The organism is Dankookia sp. P2 (genome assembly GCF_050632255.1).
GTDB lineage: Bacteria > Pseudomonadota > Alphaproteobacteria > Acetobacterales > Acetobacteraceae > Paracraurococcus.
The window spans coordinates 1821600-1836466 of record NZ_CP192581.1; the positions used below are offsets into that span (position 1 = coordinate 1821600).

Annotated in this window: 8 protein-coding genes and 5 pseudogenes; 3 read left to right on the forward strand and 10 right to left on the reverse strand. The window is 70.3% G+C overall.

The features are described 5' to 3' along the window. Positions 1-67 precede the first annotated feature (67 nt). The 7 genes and pseudogenes from ACQ86J_RS10820 to ACQ86J_RS10850 all read right to left on the reverse strand — a co-directional run bounded on the left by ACQ86J_RS10820 (position 68) and on the right by ACQ86J_RS10850 (position 5888). Positions 68-493 carry a Bug family tripartite tricarboxylate transporter substrate binding protein gene (locus tag ACQ86J_RS10820; protein WP_431271114.1) on the reverse strand — a complete coding sequence of 142 codons (426 nt, stop codon included), beginning with the start codon at positions 491-493 and terminating at the stop codon, positions 68-70. Continuing rightward, positions 427-1368: a Bug family tripartite tricarboxylate transporter substrate binding protein gene (locus tag ACQ86J_RS10825; RefSeq protein ID WP_431271115.1), complete on the reverse strand. Its 942-nt coding sequence runs from the start codon at positions 1366-1368 to the stop codon at positions 427-429. Before ACQ86J_RS10825 ends, ACQ86J_RS10820 begins: the two co-directional genes overlap by 67 nt. A gap of 729 nt (positions 1369-2097) precedes the next feature. Next, on the reverse strand, positions 2098-2460 hold the full coding sequence (locus ACQ86J_RS10830) for a response regulator (RefSeq protein WP_431271116.1): 363 nt from the start codon (positions 2458-2460) through the stop codon (positions 2098-2100). A 205-nt stretch (positions 2461-2665) separates the two neighbouring features. Beyond that, positions 2666-3064: pseudogene (locus tag ACQ86J_RS10835) on the reverse strand (ATP-binding protein); the annotation flags it as partial. A gap of 319 nt (positions 3065-3383) precedes the next feature. Continuing rightward, positions 3384-4187: pseudogene (locus ACQ86J_RS10840) on the reverse strand (CHASE3 domain-containing protein); the annotation flags it as partial. A 309-nt stretch (positions 4188-4496) separates the two neighbouring features. Beyond that, positions 4497-5303 carry a tripartite tricarboxylate transporter substrate-binding protein gene (locus tag ACQ86J_RS10845; protein ID WP_431271117.1) on the reverse strand — a complete coding sequence of 269 codons (807 nt, stop codon included), beginning with the start codon at positions 5301-5303 and terminating at the stop codon, positions 4497-4499. 243 nt (positions 5304-5546) lie between these two features. Continuing rightward, positions 5547-5888: a c-type cytochrome gene (locus ACQ86J_RS10850; RefSeq protein ID WP_431271118.1), complete on the reverse strand. Its 342-nt coding sequence runs from the start codon at positions 5886-5888 to the stop codon at positions 5547-5549. Between the two features lie 181 nt (positions 5889-6069). Here ACQ86J_RS10850 and ACQ86J_RS10855 point away from each other — a divergent pair. Next, positions 6070-7600 (forward strand): annotated as a pseudogene (locus ACQ86J_RS10855) (alpha/beta hydrolase domain-containing protein). 287 nt (positions 7601-7887) lie between these two features. Beyond that, positions 7888-8678, forward strand: a pseudogene (locus ACQ86J_RS10860) (IS5 family transposase). 962 nt (positions 8679-9640) lie between these two features. On the opposite strand, the gene ACQ86J_RS10865 reads toward ACQ86J_RS10860, so the two are convergent. Genes ACQ86J_RS10865 through ACQ86J_RS10875 form a run of 3 tightly spaced genes read right to left on the reverse strand, consistent with a single transcriptional unit; the run spans position 9641 to position 13220 of the window. After that, on the reverse strand, positions 9641-10327 hold the full coding sequence (locus ACQ86J_RS10865) for a response regulator (protein WP_431271119.1): 687 nt from the start codon (positions 10325-10327) through the stop codon (positions 9641-9643). Between the two features lie 17 nt (positions 10328-10344). Next, complete coding sequence (locus tag ACQ86J_RS10870) at positions 10345-13008, reverse strand: PAS domain S-box protein (RefSeq protein ID WP_431271120.1); 2664 nt, start codon at positions 13006-13008, stop codon at positions 10345-10347. Next, a complete protein-coding gene (locus ACQ86J_RS10875) occupies positions 13005-13220 on the reverse strand; it encodes a type II toxin-antitoxin system ParD family antitoxin (protein WP_431271121.1) in 216 nt (71 codons plus the stop codon). The genes ACQ86J_RS10870 and ACQ86J_RS10875 overlap by 4 nt, the downstream gene beginning before the upstream one ends. Positions 13221-13492: 272 nt before the next feature. Between ACQ86J_RS10875 and ACQ86J_RS10880 the strand changes: the two are divergent. Then, positions 13493-13756 (forward strand): annotated as a pseudogene (locus tag ACQ86J_RS10880) (transposase); the annotation flags it as partial. Positions 13757-14867: the final 1111 nt, after the last annotated feature.

The following is a 14867-nucleotide window of genomic DNA, read 5'->3' on the forward strand; positions in this document are numbered from 1 at the left end:
ACTCACAAAAGGGAAGGGGAGGGGCCTGGGGAGGGAATGCCTATTTCCCTCCCCAACCTTGCTTCCTTCAGGCGATGCGCAGGCGCCGCAGCGCCCGCCCGACCGCAGCATGATCGGCCGCGAGCTTCCGCGCCAATTCTTCCGGCGCCAGCGCCTCTGGCCGCAGCCCGAGGCGCTTCAGCGCGGCCTCCACCTCGGGCTCGGCCAGGCTCTCGTTGAAGGCGGCGTTCAGCCGCGCCACCACCGGCGCCGGGGTGCCGGCGGGCGCAAACATGGCGAACCAGCCGCTGCCCGGCCAGTCCTGCGCCAAGCCCAGCTCGCCAAGCGTCGGCACGTCCGGGAAGGGGTCCCAGCGGGTCGCGCCGACCACGGCGAGGGCCCGCAGCCGCCCGGCCTCGACATGCGGCGCGGCGACCGGGTCGATGATCAGGTGGCAATCGCCGGCGATGACGCTGGTTGCCGCGGGGGCGCTGCCCGGGAAGGGCACATGCACCGCCTCGATCCCGGCCTCGTCGGCCAGCAGCGCGGCGCGCAGCGGGCGACCGAGCCGATGCCGGGCGAGGCGTAGTTCAGCTCGCCCGGATGCTTGCGGCCATGGGCGATCAGCTCGGCGATGCTGTGGATCGGCAGGTCGGTGTTCACCGCGACCAGGGCGAAGGCCTCACCGGCCGAGGCCACGGGCGCGAAGCTGCGGACCGGGTCGTAGCCCACCGCGTTCAGGTGCGGCGCGATGGTCAGGTTGGCGGCCGAGGCGTTCAGCAGCACATGCCCGTCCGGCCTGGCATCCGCCACGTAGCGGGCGCCGACCGCGCCGCCGGCGCCGGCCTTGTTCTCGACCACCACGGGCTGGCCCAGCTTCGGCAGCAGCGCCCGCGCCATGGTGCGGGCGACGTTGTCGTTGGTCGCGCCCGGCGTGTAGGGCACGAGGTAGCGAACCGGGCGTTCCGGGAAGCCCTGGGCGCGGGCGGGGGCGACGAAGGGCGCGGCGAGGCCGGCGCCGAGCAGCAGGCGGCGGGAGATCATCGGGACAGCTCCAGGATGCGGGCCGGCACCTGCGGCGGCCGCGCCAGGCCGGCGAAGGCCAGGGCACCGAGCAGCGCGGCGAAGATGAGCAGGGTGCGGAAGGCCTGGCCGATCATCGGACGGCCGCCGGCCGCAGGATCGCCGGCCCCCGCGCGGCGCCGGCAGGCTGCCGGCGGCGCCGCACCACCAGGCCGACGACGCGCTGCGCCTCGGCCGGGCTGGGAAGGTGGCGCCGTCGAGATCCTCCACGGCGGGGTCGGTGGCGATGAAGCGCCAATGGGCGGCCTGGGTGACGGCGACGCCGAGGAAGCGTCCCTGCACCTCGATCGGGCGGGAGGTGTGCATGATGGGTCCTTCGGCCCCCCGGGGCGGGGAGGGCGGCAAGCGGCTGGTCGGGCTGGTGGCAAGGGTCGGGCGCGGTGCGCCCGATGGGCTCAGCGCCGACAGCGCCCGCCGGGACCGCGCCCCATGCAGGGGCGGAGGCCTTGGCGGTGGCGCTTTAGCGCTTGGTGACGCGGTGCAAGCTGCATGGATCAAATCCCGCGGTGCCGACGCGGAATGCCTCGGCAACACGATCAATCTGCGAAGTCCAGTGGTGATTGTCAAGCCAATGGCCGCATAATCCACATATATAACTGTTTGAATGCGTGGATGGGTTTTCGTCTCGGGCGCCAGTCTTCCGGCTGGAAAGTTTGTTCATGTTATGTTCTAGTCGCCCGCATGCCCGACGCCCCCTTGCCGCCCCCTGCCGGGATCCCGCCGCACCTGCGCGGCGCCATGAGCCGCTATCGCGCGCTGCGCGCCGGCGGCTGCGACGCGGCGACGGCGCTGGCCGAGCTGGTGGCCTATCTGGTGGTGCTGCGGCCGGGCCTGCCGCGGGTGCTGGCGCATGAGCAGGCGGAGGCGGTCGCCGCCGCCTGCGGGCCGGTGCAGCCGCCGATGCAACCGCTCGGGCAGGCGCCGACCTCCCCGGCGCATCCGCCGCGCGGCCTGCTGGTCGTGCTGGCCCGGCCGGCGCGGCCCGACGAGCGCGGCCCCCGACGCTCAGCTCCTAGGCGCGCGGCTCCTGGCCGGTCAGCCCTTCGGCCCGGCGCCCCGCGCCCGTGCCGTCAGGTCGATGACATTGCCCGCCACCGGCGACGCCCCGGCTGCCGGCCGGCCCAGCACCTCCGCCAACTTCCGCGCCAGTTGCTCGCGCGGGAAGGGCTTGCCGATGAGCTGCACGCCGTCGTCGAGCCTGCCGTGATGAACGATGGCGTTCTCGGTGTAGCCGGACATGAACAGCACGCGCAGTCCGGGGCGCAATCCCGCCAGGCGCCGCGCCACCTCGCTGCCCTTCATCCCGCCGGGCAGGATGATGTCCGCCAGCAGCAGGTCGATCGGCGCGCCCTCCGCCGCCAGCCGCAGCGCCGTCGGCCCGTCGCCCGCCTCCAGCACCTCGGTAGCCGAGCTCCCGCAGCATGGTCGCGGTCACCTCGCGCACCTGGGCGTCGTCCTCCAGCACCAGCACCGCCGCATCGCCGCGCGGCAGCTTGACCGGCGCCGAGGGCCGCTGCACCGCGGCGGGCAGGCCGCCCACCGCGCGCGGAAGGTAGAGCCGCACCGTCGTCCCCTCCCCCGGCTCGGAATAGATCTTCACATGGCCGCCCGACTGCTTGGCGAAGCCAAAGACCATGGCGAGCCCGAGCCCGGTGCCGCGGCCCGGCTCCTTGGTCGTGAAGAAGGGCTCGAAGACCCGCGCCAGCACCTCGGGCGGCATGCCGGTGCCGGTGTCGGAGACCGCGAGCATCACGTAGTCGCCGGGCGTGACTTCCGCGTGCCGCGCGGCATAGTCGGCATCCAGCACCTTGTTCGCCACCTCGATCGTCAGCCGCCCGCCATCCGGCATGGCGTCGCGCGCGTTCAGCGCCAGGTTCAGCAGCGCGCTCTCGACCTGCGTCGCATCCGCCATCGCCGGCCAGAGCCCGGCGGCATCCACCACCCGCACCTCGATCGGTGCGCCGAGCGTCCGCCGCAGCAGCATCGCCATGTCGGGCAGCATGGCGGAGACGTCGATCGGCGCCGCGGCCAGCGGCTGCTTGCGGGCGAAGGCCAGCAGCTGCGAGGTCAGCGAGGCGCCGCGCCGCGCGCCCCAGATGGCGCGCTCGACCTCGCGGCAGCAGCGGGCTGTCTGCCGGCAGCTTCGGCCGGATGAGCTCGAGATTGCCGAGCACCACGGCGAGCAGGTTGTTGAAGTCGTGCGCGATGCCGCCGGTCAGCTGCCCCATCGCCTGCATGCGCTGCGCGTCGCGCGCCGAGGCCGCGGCGCGGACCCGCTCGGTGACGTCGGTCACCGTCAGCACGAAGCCGCCATCCGGCATCGAGGTGCGATGGAATTCGAGGCTGCGGCCATCCGCCTGCCGCGTCCGCTCATAGACCACCGGCTCGCGCGCCGAGCGGCCGCCACGGCCATGCCGGATCTGCGCCGGGCTTTCCAGCATCCCCGTGGTGCCGGAGGCCTGGTCCACCCAGGCGGCCAGCGCGGCGTAGTCGAGCCCGGGCTGCAGCACCGACTTGGCCGGCATCAGCTGGGCCGGGAAATTGACGTTCCAGCGCTGCAGCCGGCCCGCCGCGTCGAAGACCGCCAGCCCCTGGCTGATGCTGTCGAGCGAGCCGCGCAGCTGCTCGGCCAGGCGGCGCTGCGCCGCCTCGGCCACCTGCAGCCGCCGCCTCGCCTCCTCCAGCAGCCGCCCGGCGAGCAGCAGCAGCAGGACCGAGCCGAGGAGCGCCGCCAGGGTCAGCCAGCGGGTCCGCGCCTGGCTCTCGTCCACCGCGGCGACGCGCGCCGCGAGCAGCCTGTCCTCATCGGCGGTCAGGTCGTGCAGCACGGCCTCGATCGCCGCCATCAGCGCCTGGCCGAGATCGGTCTGCACGAGCTGCTGGGCCGCTTCCAGCCCATGGTCGCGGCGCAGGCCGATGGTCTGGGCCATCTCCTCGAGCTTGCGCTGCAGGGTGCCGGCCAGGCCGCGCAGCCGGTCCTGCTGGCCTGGGTTGTCGGCGGTCAGGCGGCGCAGGTCGCCCTGCAGCAGGGTGATCTGGCCGAGTGCCTCCTCATAGGGGCGGAGGTATTCCTCCCGCCCGGTCAACAGGTAGCCCCGCTGCCCGGCCTCGGCGTTCCGGACCATGAGCTGGAGCTGCCGCGTGGTGTCGCGCACCGCGTAGGTGTGGCGCACCCAGGCGGTGGCGGCACGGTTGGCGTCGAATTGCTGCCAGAGCAGGACGGCGACCGCGGCCAGGAGGCCCGCCACCGCGACGAGCGCGAGGCCACGGGCACGGCGTGCCAGTCGGGTGGTCACGAAGGCGGGTTCCTCGGCGCTGGCCTGTCCTCTCGACGGGGGCCGCACCCGCCCGCACGCCGCGGCCGGAGTCCAAGGCCGGGCGGCACTTCGATCTGCCTCTCAGTCGCGTGAACTCGCGAAACGTTTAAAACGAGATCAGATCAGCCTCGCTTGCGTATCATCCCTGAGGCGGCCAGCGCCGCCTCCACTCCCGGTCGCACCTCCCGCAGCAGCGCCATGGCATCGACGCGGCTGAGCGGCCGCGGCGCGATGCTGGCGGATTGCTGCCGCTGCAACACCTCCGGGTCCTGCGCCGCGGAGAGCAGCGCGGCCTCCAGCCGGTCGCGGATCGGCACCGGCAGGCTCGGCCGGCGCCGCCCAGATGATCGGCTGCCGCGTTGCCGTTTCGTAGCCCTGCTCGATCAGGGTCGGCACCTCGGGGAATTCGGGCCAGCGGTCGACGCTGGCGCTGGCGATCATGCGTAGGTTGCCGCCCTTCACCAGGCCGATCATCTCGGACGTTCCGGTGTAGCTGTCGACATGCCCGCCGGCGACCTGCGTCGCCGCCTCGGTGATGCTGCTGATCTGCACGTAGGTGATCTGCATGCCCGTCAGCCGCGCGAGGTCGAAGAAGCTGACCGCCGAGCCGGGATTGGTGCTGGCGATGGTCAGCGACCGGCGGCGTCCCTCGGCGACGAAATCGGCCAGCGTGCGGACATTCGGCAGCGAGGGCCCGACGGGGACGCCGATGCGCAGCTCGCTGGTGCAGGCAAGGAAGTCGAAGCTCTCCCAGGGCTTGAAGGGCAGGTCCATGGTGAGCGGCGCGACCACCAGCGCGGAGAGCCCGACCAGGCCGAAGGTGTAGCCGTCGGGCTTCGACTGGGCGATGCGGCCGGGGCCGAGCGTGCCGCCGGCGCCCGGCGTGTTGCGCACGACGACCGGGGCGCCCAGCGACTTCTCCATGTGCGCGGCGATGGCGCGGGCGACGAGGTCGGTGCCGCCGCCGGGGCCGAAGCCGGTGACGAAGCTGCAGCTCGCGGTTCGGCCAGCGGTCGGGCGCGGATTGCGCCGCGGCCTGGATGGCGGGCGCCGAGAGCGCGATGGCGCCCAGCAGGCCTCTGCGGTGCATGTCCGGTCTCCCCGTGCCGGCCCGCCTTCCGGGGCCAAGCTTGCTTGGGGAATGGTGCTGGGCGGCGCGCGCCGAAGTCAATCGGCGCGCCGGGCGCCGGCGCCCGTGCGCGCGATGAGGCCCGCGACCGCGGCGTGTCCGGCCGCCGCGCGCGGCCCGTCGGCGCCCAGCCAGAGGCCGGGGGGCACCGCCTCGGGGTCGGCGAGGACGCGCTGCAGCAGGGCACCGTCCCAGGCCTGCCCAGCCCCGCGCGCCGCGCGCAGGGCGGGCGAGGAGTCGAACCCCGCATCGTCCGGGACGCGGCGGCCGAGGCGGCCGGCGAGGTTCGGCCCGGGCCCCGGCGGCGCGCCCGAGGTGGCGGCGTGGCGGCCGGCGCAGCGCGCCCCGAAGACCTGCCGCCCCTTCGCCGCCGACGCCAAGGCCGGCGAAGGCGACCAGGGCACGTCGAAGCCTGGCGCGCCTTCGTCCGGGCGAGGTCGCGCCCGGCGCGGCGCCCCACGGGGCCGGTTCTGTCGCCAAGCGGACCATCGATTGCCGCGCAATATCGGCCCCGCCTAGCGTCGCCAACCCGGTCATGCAGGCCGGGCCTGGAGGAACGTCATGGCTCAGGATGCGCGACCCGCGGGGCACCTGCCCGCGCGGGGCGGAGCGGTGCCGCGCGGCCCCGCGGCGCGAGGATGGCTCGGCCGGCGGCTGGCCGGCGGCGTCGCCCTCTGGCTTGCCCTGCTCGGGCCGGGGCTCGCGGCGGAACCGCCCGCGCGGGCGCCCACGGTGCCGGTCCCGGCGGTGACCGGGCCGGTCCCGGCGCGGGCCGCCCCCGGCGACGCCTCGCACGACTACCCCTTCTTCGCCAGCAACCTCGACCTGGCGAAATACGGCTATGTCGAGGAGGAGTTCTTCATCGAGGGCACCGCGACGCGCTACGACATCGGCGCGATCGCCTTCGCCGGCACGGCGCCGAACCCGGTCGCCGCCGTGATCGACGGCGGCCATCCCTACAGGACGCGCCTCGTCGTCCGCCGGCCGCGCGAGCCGCGGCAATCCAACGGCACCGTGGTGCTCGAGTGGTACAACGTCACCAACCTCTATGACGTCGAGATCGACTGGTTCCAGTCGCACGAGTTCCTCATGCGGAACGGCTATGCCTGGGTCGGCGTCTCGGCGCAGAACGCCGGCATCGCCACGCCGGCGACCGGGCTCAGGGACTGGAGCCCGGCGCGCTACGGCACGCTCGACGTGACGGCGGGCGGCACCGTCACCGGCGATGCGCTCGCCTTCGACATCTACTCCCAGGCGGCGCAGGCGGTGCGGCGCTCCGGCCGCGACAAGGCGGGCGGCCCGCAGGTGATGGGTGACCTCCGCGTGCGGAACGTCATCGGGTCGGGCGACAGCCAGTCGGCCGGCTATCTCGGCGTCTACATCAATGCGGTGCATCCGCAGGCGCATGTGATCGACGCGCTGCTGCTGCATTCCGGCGGGCAGGTGACGCGCGAGGATGTCGACATCCCGGTCTTCAAGCTGCTGACCGAGACAGACGTGACGAGCCTCGGGCTCGGCGCCAACCTGCAGCCCGACACCGACCGCATCCGCACCTGGGCGGTGGCGGGGTCCTCGCATTCGGACGTGCAACTGCTGGCCTATCGCGGGCCGCTGCAGACGCGCGACCTCGGCACCGTGCCGGCGACCGGCGCCGCCGCGGGATGCACCCTGCCGCCGCGCAGCACCATCCCGGTCTACAAGGTGCAGGACACGGTCTACCGCGACCTGCGTCGCTGGCTGCTGCGCGGCGAGGCGCCGCCGCATGCGCCCTCGCTCGAGGTGGAGACGCTCGGGCCGCCGACTTGAGCTGGCGCGGGATGCCGACGGCAATGCGCTCGGCGGCATCCGGCTGGCCGAGCACGCGGTGCCGACGGGGCTGAACACGGGCGTCAATGGCGGCGCGGGGTTCTGCAACCTCTGGGGCGCCTCGGTGCCCTTCGACGCGGCGACGCTCGCGGCCCGCTACCCGAGCCACGAGGACTATCTGGGGCGGGTGGCGAAGGTGACGCTCGACAACCTGCGCGAGGGCTACCTGCTGCTGCCGGATGCGGCGGAGACGCTGCGGCAGGCCGAGGACGCGGCGGTACCCTGACGCGGTGGGGATACGGATCGGATGGCCTGGCCATCCGGTCCGCCAGTGCGTCGGGAAGGAGAATGGTGCCGCCTCGGGAGATTGAACCCCGGACCTGCTGATGACGAATAAACGGCCTGATCACTCATCAGCACTCGAATTCCGTCGCGCGGCACAAGTCCTGGCACTTTCACACCGCCATCTGCCCAGAACCCGCTTCGGAACGGAGATGGTTAGACTTGCGGTGGAGTGAGCGGCGGCGGTCCGCAGCGCTTCGATGGGGTGTCTGACGTCCCTCGAGGCTGCTGCTGTGGACCCCCGCCGCCCGGGCTGCGCTTGCGCGCCCGGCCCGGCCCTACGCACCCTGCCTAGCTGATGCCGAGTGGCAGGCCGTGCCGATGGTCGATGCGCATCCTGCTGGACGACATGCTCCACGTGCTCAGGACCGGGTGCGCCTGGCGGCATCTAACACTGGACTTCCCGCCATGGCAGACGACGCGTCGCTGGTTCCTGCACATCGCGCGCAGCGGCGCCTTCGAGCGCATGGCCCATGCGCTGACATTCGCCGACCGCGAGCGGGCCGGGCGTGATGCCTCGCCGCGCGCCGCGGTGGTGGCTGCGCAAGCTGCCCGCTCGGGCGGCACCGGGGTTGCCGGGCGGCGGGGCTACGGCGCCGCCAAGCGCGTGGTTGGGCGCAAGCGCCATGCCCTCGTCGACACCGATGGACGCCTGCTGCTGGCCGCGGCCTCGCCCGCTGACCTGCATGACAGCCAGGACGGGATGGCGCTGCTGCGCATCCCGCACCGCACCTGGCCATTCCTCGCGCTGTGCTATGCCGGATCGTGCCTATGCCTGGGCGCGCATTGGCGACGCCACACCGATCCGCGTCGAACTCGTCGGGCCAAAGCCGGGACAGCGCGGCTTCGCCGTGCAACCACGTCGCTGGGTGATCGAGCGCACCTTCGCCTGGACCGCCCGATGCCGTCGCCTCGCCCACGACCACGAGGCCACGCCAAGCCCCGCCATCGCGTTCTTCGTCTCCGCCGCCGCGGCTGTCCTGCTCCGGCGATTGGCGAAGGCATTATCAAGAGCGCTCTGAGAACCTCAGTTCGTCCTGCGGTGGTGACCGAAACAGCCGGTATCGGTGGGCATTGTTGCTGCTGGGGAAGCGACGGCTGATGGCGGATTCGGCGCCGGGTTCGTCCGGGTCGCGGACATCGAACACCAGGTATCCGTCCAGCGGACGAGGCGGCGGCGTGGGCTCCGCCATAGCGGGATGCCTCCTTGCCGTCGCCATGCTCGGCAGCGGCAGCAGCAACATCACAGCGTCTATGGTGGAAGGCTGTCTCCGCCAGGATAGACGGATCCCGCCGTGAACTGGACGGATGCTGCCCAATTCTTCGGGCTCCCCCGCATGGGCATCCCTCCGCCGATCGAGCCATGCCCGCATGGTCGCCGTGCCAACGATGCGGCCAGAGCCGACTGTCCGGACAGGGACGATGCTGCGGCAAGGCAGCTATAGAAGCGAGGAACGACCGATTTCGTCGTCGTCGCGCTCGGCGTTGCCGCCATCGCACCGGCCAATCTGGCCCCGGCGCCAGAAACTCGTGGCGCGGAAGCCGCCTCGTCCGCAGATCGAGTGGGGGCGCCAGATGACCCGATGGTCGGTTTCAAAGTCTATGCCTTGCTGGAAACATGTGAGCAGGCCGCCGCTTTAGTGGTTTTGCCGCACTGTGGCTGGACGGTCTGCATCCCAGTCAAACCCATGGGCAAGTCCACCGCTGCTCACGAAGTCGCACAAGCTGGATGGCATGGGCGATGAGCAGCTTCAGAAGCTGTGCCACGCCATGAGGCTCAGGTGGATAAAAAAATAGCCCGTCGGGAGGTCTCGGATGAGAACCAATGAAAGAGAATAATGTCAACGAGGTGTTGAATTGGCGACAGGCGTTTTCACATTTGACTATCAGAGCGGGTCTTATCGCGGGTTGGCGCGCGCCAGCAAGGTCCACCAATCGGCTCATCCGGCAGCGATATGGCAGTTGCCTGGCGGCACGGTTGTGGTCACTGCTCCCGGCGAAGCGCGTCATCGACCCGGGCCACCAACACGTCCAGATCGAAAGGCTTGGCGACCACCACCGCATCATCTGGCAGGGCCACCTGCGCGTCGCCCGTGGCGAAAACCACGGGCAGGTCAGGTCGTTGGCGGCGAAGCTCATCGGCTACGGCGCGGCCGTCCATGCCACCGGGCAAGCCGATATCGGTCACAAGAACATCGGGCCGCAAGCCCTCTCCGACGAGCCGAAGAGCCTTGGGGCCATCCTCGGCCTCGACGACGTGATAGCCAAGGTCCCGTAACCGCTCCGCGGTAGGAACCCGCACCGCCGTCTCGTCATCGACGAGGAGGACCGTCTCGCCACGCGCCGGGGTGGACATGGCGCCCCTGGCAGGATCCTCAGCCACCTTGTTCGGGGCAACCTCAGCATGAGGTAGCAGGATCTGCATCGTCGTCCCATGCGCAGGTGCGCTGTCGATGCGCAGCAGACCGCTGGACTGCAGGACGAAGCCGTAGACTTGGCTGAGCCCTAGCCCAGTGCCCTCGCCCTGCGGCTTGGTCGTGAAAAATGGCTCCAGCACATGTTCCAACACCTCCGGCGTCATGCCGGTGCCGTTGTCCTGGATGCAGATTGAGACGAAATCCCCGGGCGTCGCCGCCTCGTGCGGTCCGATGTCGCTGGAGGAGAGCTGCACATCGTTGGTAGTAAGGATTAGCTTCCTCCGCTCGCCATCGCGTCGCGCGCATTGATGCAGAGGTTCAGCACCGCGCTCTCCAACTCGCTCGGATCGCAGAGCACGGGAAGGCTTCCGTTATGCAAGCGGAACTTAAGCGCGATCGCTGGCCCGACGGAGCGACGCACCAAATCTTCCATACCGCGGATAAGGGCGTCGGTGTCGATCGGTCGCGGCTCGAGCTTCTGGCGACGGGCGAATGCGAGCAGCCGGCGGGTTAGGCCGGCGGCACGGCCAGCCGCATCGCATGCCGCGTCGGTATAACGCGCCACATCCGCGGTACGTCCTTCTGCCAAGCGGAGCCGCACCATATGGAGGCCGCCGATCACGCCCTGGAGCATGTTGTTGAAATCATGCGCGATGCCGCCGGTCAGCTGGCCGATGGCCTCCATCTTCTGAGACTGACGCAGCGTCGCCTCGGCAGCCATCAACTCGCCGGTGCGCTGGGCAACCAGTTCCTGCAGCTCGTGCTGCCCGCGTGCAAGCACAGTGCGTGCCTGCATCTGGTCTTCGATGTCGGTGCAGCTGCCGAGCCACTCGCTCTGCACGCCATCCTCTACCGGCAAGGCCCGCGTCTGGTGCCAACGCCAGGCGCCGTCAGCGGCGCGGCGGAGCCGGTGGTCAACACTGAGCAGCCCACGTGCGGGCGCCTCGGCCCAGGCGCTCCGCGTGGCAGCGCGATCCTCGGGATGTACCGCGTCCAGCCAGCCAAGTTCGAGCGCAGCCTCTGGTGATTGACCAGTGTAGTCGGACCACCGGGACGAGGCCCAGCGCCATACGCCGCCCTCTGCCGACCGCCAGAGCAGCTGTGGTATGCCCTCGACAAGGCTGCGGAAACGCGCCTCGCTTTCGCGCAATGCTAGGTCGGCCTTGACGCGCGCGGTGATGTCGCTGAACAGCACCGCTACCCGGTTCTGGGCGCGATCAAGACTGAAGATGTTGAGGTCGAACAAACGCCCGAGCGTTGGCTCCGCCTCCTGTACTCGCATCGGATCACCCGTGTCGAGCGCCTGTCCGTACATTTGCGTCCAGCGCGGGTTCGGTGCACCGAGCAGCTCGGTCGCCGTCTTCCCGACCGGATAGGGCATCGAGGTGTGTGCCACAAAGGCAGGGTTCACCTCCAGGAAGCGGAAATCACCCCATGCGCCGGTCTTGTCCCGGAGCACCTCTATCACGGCATAGGCCTCGTCCATCGACGAGAAGAGGGCGTGATAGCGATCCTTGCTCTCCTGCAGCGATGCCTCGGCGCGCTTCCGAGCGTCGATGTCGATGTTCATCCCGACCCACTTCTCGACATGCCCTTTCGCATCGGGCACCGGAGCGGCACGAACGTTGGTCCAGCGCCAGCCGCCATTTGGGGCACGAAGGCGATACTCGGCATCGACCGGCCCGCGCGCCGCAATCGCCTCTCGCCAGTGCCGCTCGGCATGAGGCCGATCGTCGGGGTGAATGGCGTCCAGCCACCCGAAGCCGCGCCACTCCTCGGGGGTCTGGCCGGTATAGGCACGCCAGCTCGGGCTGTCGGCGACGACGACGCCGTCGGCATCGGTTTCCCAGACCGCTTGTGTCCAGCTCTCGATCAGGAGGCGGTGCCGCGCCTCGCTCTCGCGCAGACGCGCCGCGGCAGCCCGCGTATCGGTCACGTCGAAGCTCACACCGTGAATGATCCAGGGCTGTTCGAGGTCGGCCCGTCCTCGCAAGCGTATCCAATGACCGGTAGTGGGGCCGGAGATCACCTCCAGGTCCCAGTCAAACTCCTCGCCTGGTGCGACCTCTTGCGCCATCACGGCCTCGATCACTCCTGCCCCTTCATGGGACGTCAGCGCCGTGAAGACCTCGACCGGGACAGCCGCCTCCGTGGACGGCAGGCCCCAAAGCGCCATGAGCATCGGATCGCATCGCACGCTCCGGGCACGGCAATCCCAGCGCCATGCGCCCATCCGCCCGCCCTCGAGTGCGACACGCCGCGCCGCCTCACTCTCACGCAGTGCCTCCTCCGCACGCCGCTCCGCCGTGCGGTCACGCAGGATCTTCAGGTAGCCACGGGGCCGGCCGTTGCGCAGCAGCGTCAGATGGCCTGAGCCCCAGAAGCGCGCGCCGTCACACCGAACATGCCAACGATCGCCAGCCATGGTGCCGACCGCGTCTGCCACCTGCCGCTCGCGCTCTGGTTCCCCTGCCGCGCGATCCTCCAGGGTCCAGATGACAGCTCCGTCCTGGCCTATCGCCTCAGCAGCGGTCCAGCCGAGCACGTGCTCGGCGCCCGGGCTCCAGCCGGTGATGCGGCCCTCGAAATCCATTTCAATGATGGCGTGGCTGGTCGCGCTCTCAACCACGGCCTGGAGACGTTCCTCGCGGGCGAGCAACTCGTCGTTCAGGTCCTGCAAACGCACGTTGAAGGCGGCGGCGTCGGTCAGTTCGATACGGCCCGCCGCCATGTCGCAGGCATGGCCCGAAGCGGCGGTCGCAGCGTCGGATCGGGCGAGGTGCATGGCGGCTTCTGCGTCGGCCGTGGCAGCGCGTGCCACGCTTGCGTCCAGGCCTGCCGCGGTCAGCGCGGCTCGAAGACGTACGACTTCGGCCTCCAGCGCCAGCAGGCGCTCTCTGTCGCCAGCATCTGGTCGGGTCTCCCCTCCCGTCATGGTTGCCGACGACGCTGGGCAACGGGCCGCTGTGTCTGTGCCAGCCCTGCTTCGGCGGTGGTTTGTGTGTCCGGCTCGCTTTGCTGCATGAGGCGGAGCGCGGCCCGCATCACCTCGGACGCCGTGCGATAGCGCCCTGAGGCGACCTGGGCCGCGACGTAACCAGCAAGCGTCGGGGTAAGCGAGACGCTGCATGCGGACCGCGACGGCATGATCGGGCTCCGTTGAGGTAGTAAAAACTGCTACCCACAACGTGGCGTAAGGGCGTAACGGCTGGCTTGCTACCTGAAGATTTTATCACATTCGTTTGCATAACTTTTTCCATAGTGTAACGAAGACGCGTTTCGATTGGAAGCCGATGCGGTAGCGTCCGCGGAGGTGGCGGAAGATCCGGCCTTGGCCGGGGCGTAGAGGTGGGGTGGCCATCGGACCTGGCGGCTGGGTAGAGTTGCGAGGCTTCCACCCTTGGCCGGCCGAGGACCCGATGACCGAGGATAGACGGATGTTGGCCGACCTGCCGACGAATGCCGGCGATGGCGACATCCTCCGCAGCGTCGCCGAGGCGGTGCTGCAGATGCTGATGGAGGCCGATAGGGAGGGCCTGATCGGCGCAGGGCGGCGCGAGCGCACCGGCGAGCGGCTGAACGACCGGAGCGGCTTTCAGGACCGGACGCTCGACACCCGGCTGGGGTCGCTGCAGTTGCGGGTCCCGAAGCCGCGACAGGGCAGCTACCACCCGCCCTTCCTGGGTTGAACCTATACGTTCAATCGGAAGACCTCCGAGAAGGCCCTGTCTGATGCTCAAGCCTCGGCAGCAAAGCCCTCAACCTGGCTGCAAGCGTCCAGGACGGGCTCTGAGCAGGCTGCGACGACGAGGCCCGAATGGCGCCTGCGACGAGCTTCGCCTGACGGCGGCGACCCAGGATCTCCGCAAGCTAGCGTAGCTGGTGCCGCTACCCACGCCGGCACGCTTCGGCTGATGCGGCAGGGCCAGGACGGCCGAGCCGAGGCTGCCCGCCCCGAGCGGGCATCGCCTCCCTGGGCCGGTCCGCGAGGCCCATTTTCAACGGAAGCCGCCCATCTCGGTCTCGATTTCCGAGTGAACGGCCTCGGCCTGCCCATGCGGGCAGGAAGAACCTATGATCCCGACTTCGAAGCTAACGAGGCTGCGACAGCGATTCAGTCGTGCGGAGGTGCCTTGTGCAAAATCTGGGATGGCAAAGCGATGCAGCGAACTGCCGATGACGGTGGCCCGAGCAGACGACGCGCGTGCTGGATCGTCTGCTGCGGTGCCCTCTCTGCGGCGGGCTGTGAGAGCAGGCAGCCGGCGACCCGCGCCGGCGCTGCGATAGACAAGGCCGGTACGGAGTCGGGGCAGGCGATAGGCCGCGCTGCCACCGCCACCGGCGGAGCTCTGGAACGGGCGGGCGACTGGTTCCGTCGTCGGACGGAATGACTGCGCCGGCGAGCCTATTCACCGTACCGAGGCAGCATGGACCGCGTCCCGACACACTCGGGGCGAGGGCTCAAGGTCGAAATCGTTCAATGGATCGAAGGAACGGCTGGGCAGAGCGCTCTCGGCGGAAGCAGGCTACCCTCGATGAATCCTCGCCGTCGCGGCATCTCCTCTCGATTGCACGATGTTGAGGGTAAAACCAGTAGTGGGTTTGGGCGGCGCCGCTGGAGGACGCGCGGACGGTGGCCTGATGGCTCGCTCCCGCCGCCTCACCAGTCGCTGCGAGCGGCGCGAGGAAACTCACCTCGCCTTCGCCATCCCTCCGCTGCCATAGTTTGGCTGTCGATTTGGTGCCTGGGAGGCCCGTGAAGCAGGTCGGCCTGCCTTGAGACAGTGGGCAGGG